Here is an 18,241-nt window from a genome sequence, read left to right as displayed (position 1 = left end):
ATTTATCAAATAAAGGAAACATCATGTAGTACGGTGTGTTATCTCAATAAACAAACCGCCATGATTGATCAAAAAGACACCAAACCAGCAGCAAAAGATGGGAAGTACGAATTCCTGATCAACTACTCAGAACGTGAGCTAACCTGCCGTGTTGAAAAGGAACAAAATAAGCTGCATGTTTTTATTGATAACAACATCAACGCCGAGCTTGAGTTACAGCCCGACGGCAGCCTCACCCAGGCCAGCGGTAACGCCCTGCCCGAATCAACAATTGAGTTTATTAAAAAACATGTGCTGGAGCAGTAATGATATATTAGGTCGATATGTCTTTGCCATCATGAGGTGCAGGGGACTGTCATCCTGAGCTTGTTAAAGGACGCGCGCAGAGGCCTGCCCGCTATGCTTTGACGGGCTCAGCATAACACCTGTTTTTAATTTGTCATCCTGAGCGATAGCAAAGGATCTTCTTCAAAATGCAGAGCCGCTATACAGAGCGAAGAAGATGCTTCGTACCTCAGCACGACAGCGTTTTTGTTAGTGACTTTGGTACAAAGCAACCCCACCTGGCTGATTGTGGCTTGCTAACATGCATCTGCCAAAATTTTTCAATTTTTAATTATTATTCGTTAATCTTGAATAGTATTCTGAACCAGGTAAATCCTGTGCGCTGTTCCAATTATCGGCGCTTTATTATATATACATTTTATGAACAAAACTAAAGTAGCCATACTGGGTGCCGGTTTTATTACTGATATCCACATGGAATCGTACCATCGCTTTATCCCCGAAGCAGAGGTTGTAGCTTGCTATGCCCGTAACCCTGAAAAAGCCAAAGCTTTTGCCGAAAAATATCATATAGCGCAATGGTTTGATGATATTGATAAACTCATTGCCGAATCGGGCTGCGAGGTGGTGGATATCTGCCTGCCCAATTATTTGCATGCCGAAGCCACAATCAAGGCTGCCAAAGCAGGTAAGCATGTTATTATTGAAAAGCCGCTTGCTGTTACGCTTGAAGAGGCCGATGAAATGATTGCCGTATGCAAAGCCAATAATGTAAAACTAATGTATGCCGAAGAACTTTGCTTCGCACCCAAATATGAGCGGGCAAGGCACCTGGTAAAAGAGGGCGCTGTTGGCGAAATTTATATGTTAAAACAGGGCGAAAAGCATTCGGGACCCCATTCGGATTGGTTTTATGATATCAATTTTTCGGGCGGCGGCGTGATCATGGATATGGGCTGTCATGCGCTGGGCTGGTTCCGCTGGATGCTTGACAATGCCAAGCCTAAAAGTGTTTATGCCAGTATGAGTACCGTATTGCATAAAGGCCGCACCAAAGGCGAGGATAATTCGGTAATTATTGTTGAGTTTGAAAACGGTGTAACTGCCGTAGCCGAAAATAGCTGGGCCAAGCATGGCGGTATGGATGACCGGTGTGAAATTCATGGTCTTGGCGGGGTTATTTATGCCGACTTGTTTATGGGCAATGCTGCAGTAACTTACAGTCGTGATGGATATGGCTATGCTATGGAAAAATCAGATACCACGCAAGGCTGGAGCTTCACCATTTTTGAAGAAGCCTTTAACCAGGGCTATCCGCATGAGTTAAAACATTTTATTGACTGTGTGCAAAACGATAAAACACCGCTGGTAACCGGCGAAGACGGCAGGGCTGTGCTTGAACTCATTTACGCAGCCTATGCATCTGCCGGTGCCGGTAAAAAAATAGAATTGCCTTTTTCGGCAAAAATCGATAAACCTGTAAACCTTTGGCTCGATAATAAATAGAAAATGAAGCTACATACATATCCTGATTATAATACCATGTCTAAAGCCGCAGCCGACCTGGTGGTTACCCTGGTTAGCCAAAAGCCGGACGCGCTTATCTGTTTTCCTTCCGGCGATTCACCAACGGGTATGCTCAGTTACCTGGTTCAATATTCAAATAGCGGTTTGGTTGATTTTAGCCAAACCAATTTTGTTGGCCTTGATGAATGGGTTGGGCTTCACCGTACCAATGATGGCAGCTGTACCTACTTTCTCGAAAAGCACTTTTTTACACCGCTTAATATTTTGCCGGGTAAAATGAAATTTTTTAATGCCGTAGCCGATGATCTGGATGCCGAATGCCAGGCCATGAACAGGCATATTGATAAGCTTGGCGGATTGGATATGATGGTAGTTGGAATAGGGCTTAACGGGCATATCGGCCTTAACGAACCGGGTGCAGATTTTCATTCGTATGCGCATCACTCGCCTTTGGCACCTATAACAATAGAGGTTGCTCAAAAATATTTTACTACGGATACTGTTTTAACGGAGGGTATCACCCTTGGTTTGCGCCATCTGGCCGAAGCGGCTGTACCTGTACTTATAGCCAGCGGAAGTAAAAAAGCTCCAATCATAGCGCAAGCACTGCAAGGATATGTTACCAACGATATACCTGCCTCTATATTTAAAACGCTGCAAAATGCACAGGTTTTCCTTGACAACGCCGCAGCTGCGCAGCTTAATTAAAACCTATTGATAATTAAATAGTTTATTAACCATAGCCAATTGAACCAATGCCTGATGAACCAAAAAATACTGCCGATCAGTTTACTTACGATGCCATTGTAATAGGCTCAGGTATTAGCGGCGGCTGGGCAGCTAAAGAGCTTTGCGAGCAGGGCCTGAAAACACTTGTACTTGAACGTGGCAGAGACGTGCAGCACATTAAAGATTACCCCACTGCAACTATGGATCCCTGGGAGTTTAAACATCGGGGAGCCATGACCAAAGCTTTTTTGGACGAAAACCCGCTCATTACCCGCGCCGCCGGTTATGGCGAGGATGATGCGCATTTTTTTGTGAAGGACAAGGATCATCCCTACATACAGGAAAAACCGTTTGATTGGATCCGGGGGTACCAGGTTGGCGGCAAATCGCTTACATGGGGGAGGGCGTGCCAGCGTTGGAGCAAGTATGAGTTTGAGAACCCGGCACGCTTTGGTTATGGTATAGAGTGGCCTATTAGTTATGATGACGTAGCGCCCTGGTATTCGCACGTAGAAAAATTTATAGGCGTTTGCGGCAATAAGGATGGCATTGAAGCCATGCCCGACGGTGAGTTTCTGCCGCCTTTTGATATGAATGCAGTACAGGAGCAGATCAGTAAAAAAATAAAAGAAAATTATCCCGACCGCCATTTGGTACATGCGCGGTGGGCGCATATAACTAAACCCGAGCAGATCCACATTGATCAGGGCAGGGTTAAGTGTATGGCACGGAACCTGTGTATGCGCGGCTGCCCTTTTGGTGGTTATTTCAGTTCGGTAAGTTCAACGCTGCCATGGGCTAAAAAAACGGGTAACTTAACTATACGGCCGTTTTCGGTGGTGCATTCTATTATTTATGACGAAAAGCTGGGTAAAGCCTCGGGCGTAAAAGTTATTGATACTAATACCAAGCAAGAGTTTATATACAAGGCACGCATCATTTTCATGAATGCCTCTGCATTGAATACAAACCTCATCCTGCTTAATTCTAAATCAGTCAGGTTCCCGAACGGGCTTGGTAACGATAATGGTTTGCTTGGCAAATACATAGCTTTCCAAAATTACAGGGCATCAGTAACTGCCGATATGGACGGCTTTTTAGACAGTTATTATTTTGGCCGAAACCCAACTGAGCTGATCCTGGCCAATTACCGTAACCTGCACAAACAGGAAACTGATTATAAAGGAGGCTTCACCACTTTTATGGGGGCCTACCGCAACCGCGGACCAAAGGAAACCGGCGAAGGAGAGATTGGCGGTGCTTACAAAGATTCGCTTACCGAACCCGGGGGCTGGAGTGCATACATGTACCTGCAGGGCGAAACCATACCGAAGGCGAGCAACCACGTGCGGTTAAGTACCGATAAAAAAGATCAATGGGGTATTCCATTACTGGTAACTTCTGTTGAGTATGATGATAACGATGAGCGCATGATCCAGGATTTTTTAACACAAACCGCAGATATGTTTGAAAAAGCGGGTTGTACCAATATTCAAAAGCATGAGAATAAACAGGCCCCCGGGCTGGACATTCACGAAATGGGCGGGGTGCGCATGGGTAAAGATCCTAAAACATCGCTGCTTAACCAGTGGAACCAGTTGCATTTGTGTAAAAACGTATTTGTTACCGATGGTGCCTGTATGGCCACCACAGGTAACCAGAGTCCATCGATATTGTACATGGCATTAACGGCCCGCGCAGCTACACATGCCGTGGATGAATTTAAAAAAGGAAACCTTTAAAACTTACTAACTAAACATAACACCAAATGAACAAGTTATTTTTAATAGCATTAACAGCCATAGCCCTGAGCGGCTGCCATTCATCTACACCCAAAAACTATAATAAGGACAGCACAAGTGTTGCTGATACCAACCAGAAAAAGGATAGCACAGCTTCGGCCTTTGAACCCATTTTTAATGGCAAAAATACCGATGGCTGGCATGCCTATGGTAAACCGGCCGCTGGTTTGGCCTGGAAAGCCGAAGATGGTGTATTACATCTTGATGCTTCGCAAAAGGGTGACTGGCAAAGCAAAAATGGCGGGGATATGGTAAGCAACGAAGAGTATGAGAACTTCGATCTTAAGCTGGAGTGGAAGATCTCTAAAGGAGGTAACAGCGGTATCCTGTTTCATGTTAAGGAAGATACTGCCAAATACAAGTACACTTATTTTACCGGCCCCGAATGCCAGGTAGTTGATAATAAGGAAAACGAAGATGGCAAACTCATCAAACACCGTGCAGGCGATCTGTACGATCTGATTTCGATATCAAAAGACGTGGTTAAACCTGCGGGCGAATGGAACCAGGTGGAGATAGTTTGTAACAACAGCAAGCTTGATTTTACTATTAATGGCGAGCATGTGCTATCTACAACGCTATGGGACGATAACTGGAAAAAACTGGTAGCGGGCAGTAAATTCAAACAATGGCCTGATTTCGGCACGTTTAAAACAGGACATATCGTGCTGCAGGATCATGGCGCAGATGTTTGGTACCGGAACATCGAAATCAAAAAATTGTAAGCTGCTTGGTACAAATGGCTTAAATATATTTTGACGATGGTGGGTGAGGTACGTTGTATGGTAGTTTACAATTAGGTTATTACAAGGCACGAAGCAATCCCAAACTATAATAGTGGTTATGTTAATAGGGGATTGCTTCGTGTCTTATAATGACTATTAGTTATACTACATTTCTAAAAGATTATCCTGCCGGCAACGTAATTGTAAACTCGGTATATTCACCCTCTTTACTATCGATGTCGATTTTACCGGCATGTCCTTTTACCACAATATCATAACTGAGTGATAAACCCAGGCCGGTACCCTGCCCGGTTGGCTTTGTAGTAAAAAATGGCTGCATGATTTTTTCTTTAATATTATCAGGAATGCCCATGCCGTTATCACGGACTGATATTATCACTGATGTTCCTCCGCCTTTAGGAGTCTGGGTGCCGCTGGTTGTTACTACAATTTCCGGCTTATAATTTTCACCTGCTGTTTTTTGCTTTTGGTGCACTGCATAAAAAGCATTATTAAACAGGTTGAGCAATACACGGCCGATATCCTGTTGCACAATATTGATCAGCGGCAGGTTATCATCAAAATTGGTAACTAAGGCGGCGTTAAAAGTTTTGTCTTTAGCACGAAGACCATTATAGGCCAGCTTAAAATATTCGCCGGTGAGGTTGTTAATATTTACCGGCTCCTTGCTGCCGGTACCGGCCCTTGAGTGCTGGAGCATGTTTTTTACAATAGCATCAGCTCGTTTGCCATGGTGATGGATTTTTTCGAGGTTGAGTTTCACATCGGCAACAATGGCTTTAGCTTCTTCGGTGTCACCGTTGGTCAGCTCTGTTTCCATTTCTTCTATCAGCTCGATACTTACTTCCGAGAAATTGTTTACAAAATTCAATGGGTTTTGGATCTCATGTGCAATACCGGCTGTAAGTTCGCCAAGTGAAGCCAGTTTTTCGGCCTGGATCAATTGCTGCTGGGTGTTTTGAAGATTATCCACTGCTTCGGCCAGTTGATCGCGCTGGGTAATGATCTCTTCCTGCTGTTCACTCAGCTCTTTATTGGCAAGGCTCAGATCGTTAGTACGCTGTTGCACCTTTTGTTCAAGTAACAGGTTTTCATGTTTAAGGTGTCGCGAACGATAGGCAATGAACGCGTAAATGGCCCAGGCAAACAATACGACATATATTAACCATGCCCACCAGCGCAAGTACCATGCAGTTGCGATAATGATAGTGATACTGTCGCCGGTGTTGTTCCATTTACCCGAACTGTTTGCCGCTTTTACATGAAATACATATGTACCGGCCGAAAGGTTATTATATGTTACCCACCGATCAGTCCCCGCGTTCACCCAGTTTTTATCATAGCCTTCCAGTTTGTAGGCATAAGCATTTTGTTGAGGATTATCGTATTGCAGGCCTATATAGTCTATCTGTACCCGGTTTTGATCGTAAGGCAGTTCGAGCGTTTTGTGGCCATAGGCTAATACTTTGTTAAACACCTTTTCGCTTGCCGAAGGGTTGCTATAAACAACGTCTTCAATGTGTACCACCGGCAGATAAGGGCTTTCATTAAGGCTTTGCGGATTAAATACGGTGATCCCGTTAACTAAAGGGAACACTATGCGTCCGTTGGGTAGTTTAGTGAGCTGATTAACGGCTCTTAAAATATCATAACCCGGCAAGATATTGTCCATTGCAAAGTTTTTAATTTGCATGGTTTCCGGGTTGAGCCTTGAAAGGCCGCGTTCGGATAACATCCAGATGCGTCCGTCTGCATCTTCATTCATTGCTATAACGGAGTTAAACAATAAGCCCGAACGCTCATTGAAATGCCTGGTAAATTTGCCCGATCTGCGGTCAAATTCAAAAATGCCGTCAAGATATGTACCTATCCATAGCTTGCCCGATTTTGTTTCGCAAATGGTGTTTACACAGGTGGCATTGCGGATATCGTTATTAAAGTAAGATATAAAACGGCGGTTCTTCCGGTCAAAGCGGCTTAACCCGCCAAAATTAGTTCCTATCCATAGCGTACCGCTGCGGTCTTCATAAAAAGCGATAGGCCGGCTGTCGTCAAGGTAATATTTGTTTTTAGGGGTAATGGCTTCAAGCGTATTGCGATACGGGTACCGGGTAAATTTTTTGCTTGCAGGATCAAAAGAACAAATGCCTTTTGCATTGTTGGTTGCTATCCATACAATACCCGTGTGGTCCTGAAAAACAAAATTCAGGTCATTGGTAACGAGTGTGTTACTGTCGGCAGGGTTACTTTTATATGTAAGCTTTTTTCCGGTAAGGGTGTTGAATACAATGAGGCCATCATGGCTGCCAACATATAACATATTGTCTTTACCCATAAATACCCCTCCCGAATATTGCTCAGCGTTATCCAATGAAAACATCTTTTTATATTGGTTGGATATTACCGATCCTCTAAAAAATCCCTGCCTTGTGGTGATCCATGCGGTGCCGTCTTCCTGGAAATTTGCTGCTATCGCCTTTGGAGGGTACCCATTTATTTTTTTTCCGGTTTTATAAATATCAAAAGCACTTTTTAGTTTGTTAAGCCGTGCCGCGCCTGCGTTGCCGTAGCCTATCCAAAGGGTGTTGGTATGATCAACTGTTTTAGTGGAGATAAACAAGCTGGCCAAAGCACCCGGGTCATCGGGGTTCATGCTGTAGCGGGTAAAGGCTGCTGTGTTTGGATCAAAATACACCAATCCCGCCGGCGATGTCATCCACAATGTCCCTTGTTTAGTTTCCGTAATGGCCGATAGCTGCTGTTGGCCAATCTGTTTTAAAGTATCATCCGGTACGTAATTACTAAATGTGCCTTTTTGCCTGTCAAACTTTGATAGCCCCTGCATAGTACCCAGCCATAGGCGCTTAGCTTTATCCTCATAAATACTGTAAATGCCAGCGTTTAAAAGGCTGTCTTTGCCCTTACCGGCCTTATAGTTTTGTACGGCACCGGTCCGGGTGTCAAAACGGGTAAGCCGCAGGTCAACATTGTTACCGTGAAAAGTATTCATGTATAATACTCCCGGCTCTGAGGGTGCCTCGTAAACCGGGTTTACCCCGCGTTGCCTGGCTGTATCTGTTGATGTAAAGTATGCAGTAAAGCCTTTTCCTGCCCCATTATAACGGTAAATGCCGTTGTCTGTCGCCAGCCAGATGACGCCGTTGGCGGTTTTGTAGGCGTTGTAACCAAATGCAGCCTCAATATGATGAATGCCGGTATGCCATTTACTGAACTTTTCATATTGCCCGGTTGCAGGATGAAATTTTACAATGCTTTGTTTACCATCTGTCGTGTTATAGCGCCCCCAAACATTGCCCTCGTTATCTGTAGTACTTATCATAAACTGGGCATACAAATCATTTTCGGGGTAAGGGTATTGCTCAAACGTATCGGTTTGCCTGTTATACCTGAACAAACCATTAACCAGGGTACTTACCCAAAGGTTCTTTTTATTATCCTCGGCAACACTAAATACCAGCGTTGCAACTTGCCGGTTAAGCTTTGCCGAACCGAGCCTGTAAATTTTGTATTGGTAACCATCATAGCGTACCAGCCCGTTTTGGGTTGAGAGCCACATGTAGCCTTCACTGTCTTCGATGATGTTGCTTACGTTTGATTCGGGTAATCCTTTTTTAATATCAAACCTGTCGAAATATAAATGAGCTGATTGTGAGGCGGCATAAAGGCTTACGCAGCAGCACAAAATCAGCAATGTGATTTTTTTCATTAAGGTAAAAGTTAACAGGCATAAAGTAAATATTTTATCCTGTAAAATAAAATAGGGGTTTATAGGGGCGAAAACTTACTTTTTGGGGGCTTTAAGTTTCTTTTCGCGCTTGTTGCCGGATACCATTTTAACAATAGTTTTACCCTGCGTTAGTTGCATTGGGTCTTTAACTTTTGCCAGCGAATTTTGCCATGCCTCATCAACCAATTTTTTTACCTCTTGCTGTGGAAACACAGCAATGTCATTTACCAGCAGGTAGCGGTACTGCTTACCTTCGCCTATGAGCAGTTTCTGCGGGTCGGACAGTTCGGCCCCCCAGTAAAACCCGAAGTGCGTATTGTAGTTGCCGCGGTAAACTGCAAAAGAACAAAATATGTGGCCCATCTTTTCTGTAGGTGACCAGCCCACCGCCAAAGCATTATAATTGTCGTAAATAAGCTCGTTGGCCTGCGGGTATAAATTCCATATAAAATCACGTAGCCACAACGCTCGTTCCCGTACTTCGGACGGGAAGGTTTTCATAAAGAAAAGTAAATCGGTAATATCTTCTTTCGGCATATATAAATGTACAATCTTTTATATATTGTTAATAATAATTAACTTTATATCACCCAATTATAAACCTAAATATATCCATGCCATTGAAAGATCCACTGTCAAAAACAGACGGCCGTACCTCTCCATTTTGCGGGAGTTTTTTGCCGGTTTTGAAACCCTTATGCACACAATTAAAAAGTGTTGCTTTTTTGTTGCCGCTAATGTTAATGGTTCATCAATGTTGTTTTGCACAAAGCGATGCATTAAAGCAGCAATTGCTGAAAGTTAAAGATGCTGCAGACAGCTCGGTAATGAAAAACCCTGCCGAAAAAATATACCTGCAACTTGATAAACACACTTATACACCCGGCGATACATTATGGTTTAAAGCCTACCTGTTTCATGCACCTACGCTTGGCTTATCGGCCAGGAGCGGTATCATGTATCTGGACATAGCTACCGATAGTAATGCAATGGTTAAAAGGTTACGTTTACCTGTAGAGCAGGGCTTGAGTTGGGGCAACATCAGTTTAAAAAGTTTACCTGCAGGAAATTATATCCTAAAGGCCTACACTAATTGGATGCGTAATTTTAACGGTGCGGGAACATTTTATGCCCGTTTCACAATTAGCGATGACGGTGGAAGTAACTGGCTGGCCAATTATACAAGTACCATTATAACCGCCAATGGCCAAAATAGGGCAGATATAAAGCTGATGCTCAGTGATTTTAATAAGATGCCTGTTATTGCTAAAAACGTTCAGCTTTATATAAACAGAGATAAACGGGTATTGTACAAGAAAACTATTGAAACAGACGAGCACGGGCTTATAGATGTAAATTTTAAGCTCCCTGCAAATGTATCGGGACTGAGGGTTGCTGTGCGCGATAACGATGGAAACTCGGTTAATATTCCGCTCAATATTGAACTGCCCGGCAATGCAGATCTTCAATTTATGCCCGAAAGTGGAAACCTGGTTGCCGGTTTACCTGCACATGTTGCTTTTAAGGCAATTGGTGCAGACGGTAGGGGTATTGACGTTACAGGAACGGTATTTGACCGAAATAAACAACGGGTGGCTGATTTCTCTTCGTTACACCTGGGCATGGGAAGTTTTAATTTTCAGATAAAAGAAGGGGAGAAATACCATGCCATAGTGACCTTGCCTGGTGGGGTAAGTAAAGAGTTTGCATTGCCCGAAGTGAAAAATTCAGGTACTATATTAAAGGTTAACGAAGTTGCCGGATCTGATTCTGTAAATGTATCAGCATACGCTACTGCCGACATCGTCAATTCGGGCAAAACCTATTTTTTGATAGGTAAATCACGTCAAACAATTTGCTACGCAGCTACATTTGACTTTACTGAAAATGGCCATGTCAGCAAAACGCTCAGTAAAAAACTTTTTCCAACCGGGGTAACACATTTCATACTGGCAAACGCTAAAAGTGAAACGCTTAATGAAAGGCTTGTGTTCATGAATCAGCACGATGGTATTCGCCTTAATATCACTAATGATAAAACCGCGTATATTCCGCATGATAGTTTGGCCATGCATGTTGCTGTTAGTGACCTGTTAGGCAACCCCGTAAAATCTAATTTTTCGCTTGCTGTAACCGATGATGCGTTGGTACATACAGATCCGCTCAATAACGAAAATATTTTTACCAGCATATTTTTAACCTCCGAGCTTAAAGGATACATTGAGCAGCCAGGCTATTATTTTAACCTAACAAACAAGCAAAGCAAAGAAGCTCTTGATAACTTAATGCTTACCCAGGGTTGGGTAAACTATGATTGGCCTGCTGAAAAAAACCGACCGGTTTTCGCTGCCGAAAATGAGTTTGCCGTAAAAGGTACTGTAGTAAACGTTTTTAACAGACCGGTTAAAAAAATGAAGGTTTCGCTGCTTTCAAGTTCGCCATTGCTTGTTTCAAGTGTGCTTACAGATGACGGCGGTAATTTTTTGTTTCATAATTTCCCACGGATCGATTCGCCCCTCTTTGTGCTTAAAACAGCCAGAAACTTTAACGTAAGTATTTTAATTAAAGACCCGTCACCACCTGAGTTTGCGGCGGCCTATGCACCCGTGCCTATGCCGTGGTATGTAAGCCGTGATACCAGTATATTGGCCGCGATCAAGAATAATCGTGTAAAGCAAAGCCTGGCCGATAGTCTTCCGGCTGGTCAGCATATGCTAAAAGAGGTGAAGGTTACTGCAAAAAAAATAGTAAAGGGGTCGCAGAATTTAAATGGGCCGGGTAATGCCGATATGGCCTTTGATGAAGCAGACGTGGAAAAAGCAGGTAAACAAAACTGGCTGCAGTTTCTGGAGCAAAACGTTCCGGGGTTCAGGGTTGGAAGTATTCACAGGCCGCTGAACATATATAATCTCTTTGAAATAGGACGTTATTATGATTTTAAATTTTCACTGCAGGATAAAGGTTCTACTGATCTGGTATCGGGGGTATCGATGTCAGGAGATACGTATAATTTCCCATGGTATTTTATAGATGGAAAACCGTTAAAACTGATCGTTGACGGGATCTCGTTTTCCCAAATGCTTAAAAGCCCTAATATTGACGAGCCCAATTTTATAACTTTAAAAAACTACCTGGAGAGATATAATGCGGAGGATATAAAAGGGGTTGAGATCATCACCTCAACTAAATATGCAAGTGAATATTTTAATCGGTTTGTTACCTGGAAATACCACCTTAACATAACCGATATAGCCTTTGTTGAAATTACCACAAGATCAGGAAAAGGGCCTGCAATTCAAAATACGCCGGGCAGCTATTTATATAAACCATTGGCGTTAAGTATCCCCTCCAAATTTTACAGGCCCCGTTATTTGGTTAATGATACAACAAAGCACGCTCCCGATCTGCGGTCAACCATACACTGGGAGCCGAATATTGTTACCGGTACAGATGGCAAGGCAACCATATCATTTTATACAGCCGATAAGCCATCAACTTACACCTATATTTTAGAGGGCACTGACATGGATGGCAGCGTTGAGTATTTATCCGGAAAAATAAAGGTAACCAATAACATAACACCGTAATGAAGATCAGGGATTTTAACCTTCCTCATTTACCGAAAGGTCATGGCTTACATTTAATAGCCGTGATCTTATTCATGCTGTTCGTTCAGAACACATATGCTCAGGATTTAACTCCGGCAGCCTGGTTGTTTAAAAGAAAGATGGCTGCAGACAGTGCAGCTAAGTTCAACCCTGCCGAAAAAATTTATCTGCAGTTGGATAAAAACAGCTACACTCCAGGTGATACCCTTTGGTTTAAAGCCTATCTGTTTAACGCACCTACACTCAACCTGTCGGCCAAAAGCGGATTGATGTATGTAAGCATTGTTACCGATAGCAATGTAGTGGTAAAACGACAGCGGTTGCCGGTTGAAAAAGGAGTGAGCTGGGGTAATATCAGCCTGAAGGAGCTTCCTGCTGGTAGTTATACACTTGTGGCCTATACCCAATGGCTGCAAAATTTTGATCAGGATTGCTTTTTTAAAAAGCAATTTACCATTGCCGATGATGCCGGCAGCAGCTGGCTGGCCAATTATACCTGCTCAAGTACCATATCAGGAGGTAAAGAACAAGCCCGCGTTAAATTAATGTTGAGTGATATTTACAAAACGGCAGTAGCAGGTAAGCCTGTGCAGTTATCGGTAATGAAAGGTAAAAGGCGGTTATACCGGCAGGCAGTACAAACCGATGAAAACGGTATGATAGATATCACTTTTAATTTGCCCGATAAAGCAGGAAATATCCGGATCATAGCCAATGATGCAGGCGGCAACCGGGTGAACATTCCGCTTAATTTTAGCCGTCAGCAGGATGCCGATGTGCAATTTATGCCCGAGGGCGGCGAGATCATAGCAGGTTTACCTGCACATGTTGGGTTTAAGGCCATCGGTTTGGATGGCAAGGGCATTAATGTTTCAGGTTCGGTACTCAACCATGAAAAACAGGTTGTGGTTAATTTTACAACCCAGCACCTGGGCATGGGCAATTTTAACCTGCCGGTTGCGGGTGCGGATGAAATTTACACTGCTAAAGTGACCCTGCCTGGCGGTGCCACGCGTGAGTATCCCATGCCCGATGTTAAGAATGAAGGCATTGTTCTGAATGTGGTGAATACAGGCAATGAAGATTCTGTAAAAGTTTTGCTGGCCGCAACAGATAAAATAGCCCGTTCAGGCGAGCGCTATTTCCTGGTAGGTAAAGCGCGCGAAATTATTTGTTATGGCGCAATGGTTGATTTTAAAAACAATACATCCATTAGTCAAAAAATCAGCAAGCAGCTTTTCCCCTCAGGTATTACCCATTTTGTGTTGCTTGATATGAACAGCAAGCCCTTAAACGAACGGTTGATTTACATTAACAGGCATGATAACCTGCATTTAAACATTTATGCAGATAAAGCAGCCTATAACCCGCGTGATAGTGTAGCGTTGCACATCAATGTAAAAGATGCATTGGGTAACCCGGTAACCGGCAATTTTTCGCTGGCAGTTACCGATGATGCGCTGGTGCATCCGGATAGCCTGAACAACGAGAATATCATTACCCGGATACTACTAACATCGGAGTTGAAAGGTTTTGTAGAACAGCCTGATTATTATTTGACTGTCAATAATGCACAAGCCCGGGAGGCCCTTGATAACCTGCTGCTTACCCAGGGGTGGGTAAGTTACAGCTTGCCCGGGGTAAATGGCAGGCCGGTTTATGCTGCCGAAAAAGATGCAGCTATTAATGGCCGGGTGTTTAACGTATTCAATAAGCCGGTTAAACAAACTAAAGTTCAGCTATTTTCCAAATCGCCCATGGTAGTAGCCGATACGCTCACCAATAAAGATGGTAATTTTACTTTCAGCAATCTGCCAATGGCAGATACTCCTGCCTATTTTATCAAAACTGCCAAAAGCTTTAACGTAACCATTGCAATGAACGATGCCCCGCTACCCGCATTATTGGCATCCGCCGCACCGGCCGAAACGCCCTGGTATGTGGGCAGTAATACCGCTATGCTTAATAACGTAAAAAATAACCGCTTGCGCCAAAATATGGCTGATGATCTGCCTGTTAATACAAGGGCTTTGAAAGAGGTTAAGATCACCGCTAAAAAGATTGTTAAAGGGTCGCAAAATCTTAACGGCGAAGGCAACGCCGACCAGGCATTTGACGAGAATGATATGTTGAAGGCCGGTAAAAAAAGTTTATTGCAGTTTTTACAGGAGCGTATCCCTACCTTGAAATTGGTAATTTTATATAAGCCCCTCAACTTGCGCTTTGCACTGCAGGATAAATCAAGTGAAGAAGCATCCATTAATGCCCAATTTACCTTAGAAACCCCAAAAACAAATATTCCGTGGTATATGATAGATAATAAACCGATGAAGTTAATAGTTGACGGAGTTCCGTTTGGTAATGTTTTTAAAGCGACATCACCAAATGGGCCGGATGGAAACGATGTTAGAGCCTATCTGGAATCATACAATGCGGAAGACGTTAAAGGCATTGAAGTTAATAACTCAACTAAATACAGCATTGCGTATTTTAACAGGTATATCTATCCGGAATGGCGGCGAAATTTAATTCCATCAGATATGATGTTTGTTGAAATTACTACCCGGTCCGGCGGCGGTCCGGGGATTCCGCGCTCGCCTGGGGCATATTTGTATAAACCATTGGCACTTAGCTTGCCTTCAAAGTTTTATAAGCCCCGGTATCCGGTATCCAATAAAAATAAAACGGTCCCCGACCTGCGGTCTACCATACATTGGGAGCCGAATGTAAGTACCGGAAGCGATGGCAAAGCAACAATATCCTTTTACTCGGCTGGTAAACCATCAACTTATACTTATATTTTAGAAGGTACCAATATGGATGGCAGTCTTGGCTATATTTATGGTAAAATAAAGGTTACAGGCAATACCAACCCATGAAAAATATAATGAAGCTTAAACGGGTGTCTTTATTCCTGCTTTTAACAGCAGGTTTTATTTGCCTGGTATCGGTTAGGCATGGTTATGCTCAACAAATATCGCCTGCTGCACAATTGCTGCAGGCAAAAAAAGTTGCCGATAGCACTGTTCAACAAAACCCGGCCGAACGCATTTATGTGCAGTTTGATAAAAACTCCTATACGCCGGGGGATACCTTATGGTTTAAAGCTTACATGGTTGATGCACACAGGTTAACGCCATCTGCCAAAAGCGGGATTATGTACCTGACCATTGCTACCGACAGCAATGTAGTGGTGAAGCAGCAACGCCTACCTGTAGAAAACGGACTTACTTGGGGAAACATCAGCCTTAAGGAGCTGCCGGCTGGTACCTATATCCTCACAGCCTACACACAGTGGATGCAAAACTTTAATAGGGACTGCTTTTTTTATAAGCAATTTACCATAGCCGACGATGCAGGCAGCAACTGGATGGCTAATTATTCAAGCATAAGCACCATGGTTGATGGCAAAGAGCAGGCACGTGTTAAACTTTTGTTAAGTGACAGTTATAAGAAAGCTGTTGCAAACAAGCAGGTGCAGCTTGCAGTGATGAAGGGCAAGCGGAGGCTATATAAGGCAGGCATGCAAACTGATGAAAAAGGTTTGATCGATATAACATTTAATTTGCCCGGCAAACCCGGGGATATCAGGGTGATTGTCAATGACGCCTCCGGTAACCGGGTAAATATTCAGCTGAACTTTAATCGGGCTCAGGATGCTGATGTGCAATTTATGCCCGAGGGGGGAGAACTGGTTGGTGGCCTGCCTGCACATATAGGCTTTAAGGCAATAGGCTTGGATGGAAAGGGGATCAACATTTCCGGGACAGTATTTAATGGTGATCATAGGCCGGTAGTGGATTTTTCTACGGGCCATTTGGGGATGGGGAGTTTTGATATGATACCTAAAACAGGAGAAAGCTACATAGCTAAAGTGACACTGCCGGGTGGCCAGGTTAAGGAATATAGCTTACCAAGGGTGAAAAATTCGGGCACCGTTTTAAATGTAACCGATAAGGCCGATGCCGATTCAATATCTGTTTCGGTGCATGCTACAGATAACATCAGGCAGAACGCCGAAAGCTATTTTTTGATTGGCAAATCGCGCGGGGTTATTTGCTATGGCAGCGTTGTTAATTTTAGGGCTGCTGCAAACATTAAAGGAAAAATCAGTAAAGCGTTGTTTCCATCTGGCATAGCACATTTTATGCTCGTGGATATTAAAAACAGGACTTTGAATGAGCGCCTGGCTTTTATTGATCATCACGATAACCTGCGGATCAACATCGGGACTAATAAAGCTGTATATGCCTCGCGTGATAGCGTTGCTGTTGATATAAATGTAACCGACACATTTGGCAAACCGGTTCAGGGCAATTTTTCATTTGCTGTTACTGACGATACTCAGGTACATCCGGATAGCCTTAACAATGAAAACATTGATACCCGTATGCTGCTTACATCCGAGCTTAAAGGGTATGTTGAGCAGCCTAACTATTATTTAAGTAATAACGATGATAAAAGCCGGCTTGCGCTGGATAACCTGCTGCTTACGCAAGGTTGGGTAAGTTATGATTGGCCTGCTGAAAAAAACAGACCGGTATATGCCGCCGAAACCGAAATGGCAATTAAAGGCAGGGTACTTAATGTTTTTAATAAAGGCGTTAAACGAACAAAAGTGCAGTTATTCTCCAAATCGCCGTTGTGGGCTGCGGATACACTTACAGATGCAAACGGAAGCTTTGAGTTTCGCAATCTGCCGTTAACCGATACACCTGCTTATTTCATCAAAACCGCCAAAAATTTTAATGTGGGCATTGTAATTGACGATGCGCCGCCGCCGGTTTTAACAGCACCTCCGCCGGCAACCATTGTGCCCTGGTATGTAAGTAATGATACTACACTGTTCAATAGCGTCAGGACTAACAGGGTGCGTCAAAACCTGGCCAATGATCTGCCTGCCGATATGCGAACTTTGAAAGAAGTAAAGATCAGGGCCAGGAAAATAGTTAAAGATTCAAAAAACCTGAATGGCGCTGGCAATGCTGATTTTGTTTTTGATGAGGGCGACCTTTTAAAAGCCGGTAAAAAAAGCTGGATGGAGTTTTTGAAGGAGAATGTAAAAACCTTTAGGGTTGGTACAATCATGAAAAATTACCCTCTACGCTTTAGCGTACAGGGCAAAACACTAAGTGACATACAGTTTGGCTCTTATAGAAAGGCACCCAGTATTTTTTTCGACTGGTATTTTGTCGATCATAAACCTATTTGCTTTATAATTGATGGTATACCTTTTGGCACCATATTTAAAAGCAACTATGTAGATGACCCCGACTTTTTGATTATCAACCAATATCTCGAATCAAACTCTGCCGAAGATATTAAGGGTATTGAGATCAATACCAGTTCAAAATACAATAACGAATATTACGGCCACTACATTCCTTCAGATTGGATCAGATATACTAATGTTGCCGATTTTACTTTTATGGAAATAACTACCCGTGGAGGGCATGGTCCCAGTATCAGTAAAACGCCGGGAGGCTATCTGTATAAGCCTTTGGCGTTGAGTTTCCCTTCGCAATTTTATAGCCCGAAATATACAGTTGTTAATACACCAAAAGTTAAAAACGATTTGCGTTCAACAATATACTGGCAGCCTAACGTAACCACCGGCACCGATGGTAAAGCTGTAATTAGTTTTTATACAGCCGATATGCCAGCAACCTATTCCATCATATTGAACGGAACAGATATGGACGGTAGCTTTGGTTTTAAGCAGGGTAAGCTAAAAGTGAGCCCACCGGCTCCGTAATGGTAGAGTAGGTGTTTTAAACATTTCGTTTTTTGGTGCTT

General features: G+C 43.3%; 10 protein-coding genes. 8 read left to right on the top strand and 2 right to left on the bottom strand.

Annotated elements, in window-relative coordinates:
• The first annotated feature begins 60 nt into the window (after positions 1 to 60).
• The 5 genes from MTO98_RS32075 (at position 61) to MTO98_RS32055 (ending at position 5,068) form a co-directional block, all read left to right on the top strand.
• The gene (locus MTO98_RS32075) at positions 61 to 306 is read left to right on the top strand and encodes a hypothetical protein (RefSeq protein WP_243483545.1); all 246 of its coding nucleotides are present in this window, start codon (positions 61 to 63) and stop codon (positions 304 to 306) included.
• 399 nt (positions 307 to 705) lie between these two features.
• Positions 706 to 1,791, top strand: a complete 1,086-nt coding sequence (locus MTO98_RS32070) for a Gfo/Idh/MocA family protein (protein WP_243483543.1) — start codon at positions 706 to 708, stop codon at positions 1,789 to 1,791.
• A 3-nt stretch (positions 1,792 to 1,794) separates the two neighbouring features.
• Positions 1,795 to 2,520, top strand: coding sequence for a glucosamine-6-phosphate deaminase (locus MTO98_RS32065; RefSeq protein WP_243483541.1), 726 nt, complete (start codon positions 1,795 to 1,797; stop codon positions 2,518 to 2,520).
• A 47-nt stretch (positions 2,521 to 2,567) separates the two neighbouring features.
• On the top strand, positions 2,568 to 4,283 hold the full coding sequence (locus MTO98_RS32060; protein ID WP_243483539.1) for a GMC oxidoreductase: 1,716 nt from the start codon (positions 2,568 to 2,570) through the stop codon (positions 4,281 to 4,283).
• Between the two features lie 26 nt (positions 4,284 to 4,309).
• Positions 4,310 to 5,068: a DUF1080 domain-containing protein gene (locus tag MTO98_RS32055; RefSeq protein ID WP_243483537.1), complete on the top strand. Its 759-nt coding sequence runs from the start codon at positions 4,310 to 4,312 to the stop codon at positions 5,066 to 5,068.
• A gap of 181 nt (positions 5,069 to 5,249) precedes the next feature.
• Here the strand turns inward: MTO98_RS32055 and MTO98_RS32050 are convergent, their stop codons facing one another.
• Together MTO98_RS32050 and MTO98_RS32045 are read right to left on the bottom strand one after the other, a co-directional pair.
• Complete coding sequence (locus MTO98_RS32050) at positions 5,250 to 8,816, bottom strand: two-component regulator propeller domain-containing protein (RefSeq protein ID WP_243483536.1); 3,567 nt, start codon at positions 8,814 to 8,816, stop codon at positions 5,250 to 5,252.
• Positions 8,817 to 8,891: 75 nt separating this feature from the next.
• A complete protein-coding gene (locus tag MTO98_RS32045) occupies positions 8,892 to 9,374 on the bottom strand; it encodes a hypothetical protein (RefSeq protein WP_243483534.1) in 483 nt (160 codons plus the stop codon).
• Between the two features lie 77 nt (positions 9,375 to 9,451).
• Here MTO98_RS32045 and MTO98_RS32040 point away from each other — a divergent pair, with 77 nt between their 5' ends.
• From MTO98_RS32040 to MTO98_RS32030, 3 genes are read left to right on the top strand one after another with little or no spacing between them, the layout of a single operon-like run.
• A complete protein-coding gene (locus MTO98_RS32040) occupies positions 9,452 to 12,424 on the top strand; it encodes a hypothetical protein (protein WP_243483532.1) in 2,973 nt (990 codons plus the stop codon).
• Positions 12,424 to 15,324 (top strand): hypothetical protein, encoded by a 2,901-nt coding sequence (locus tag MTO98_RS32035; protein WP_243483530.1) that lies wholly within the window; start codon positions 12,424 to 12,426, stop codon positions 15,322 to 15,324. The genes MTO98_RS32040 and MTO98_RS32035 overlap by 1 nt, the downstream gene beginning before the upstream one ends.
• The gene (locus MTO98_RS32030) at positions 15,321 to 18,200 is read left to right on the top strand and encodes a hypothetical protein (protein WP_243483528.1); all 2,880 of its coding nucleotides are present in this window, start codon (positions 15,321 to 15,323) and stop codon (positions 18,198 to 18,200) included. The genes MTO98_RS32035 and MTO98_RS32030 overlap by 4 nt, the downstream gene beginning before the upstream one ends.
• The last annotated feature ends 41 nt before the right edge of the window (positions 18,201 to 18,241 follow it).

The organism is Mucilaginibacter sp. SMC90 (assembly GCF_022811725.1).
In the GTDB taxonomy this organism is placed as follows: domain Bacteria; phylum Bacteroidota; class Bacteroidia; order Sphingobacteriales; family Sphingobacteriaceae; genus Mucilaginibacter.
The sequence above is the reverse complement of the archived record's forward strand: the minus strand, read 5'-3'. Positions and strand labels throughout refer to the sequence as shown.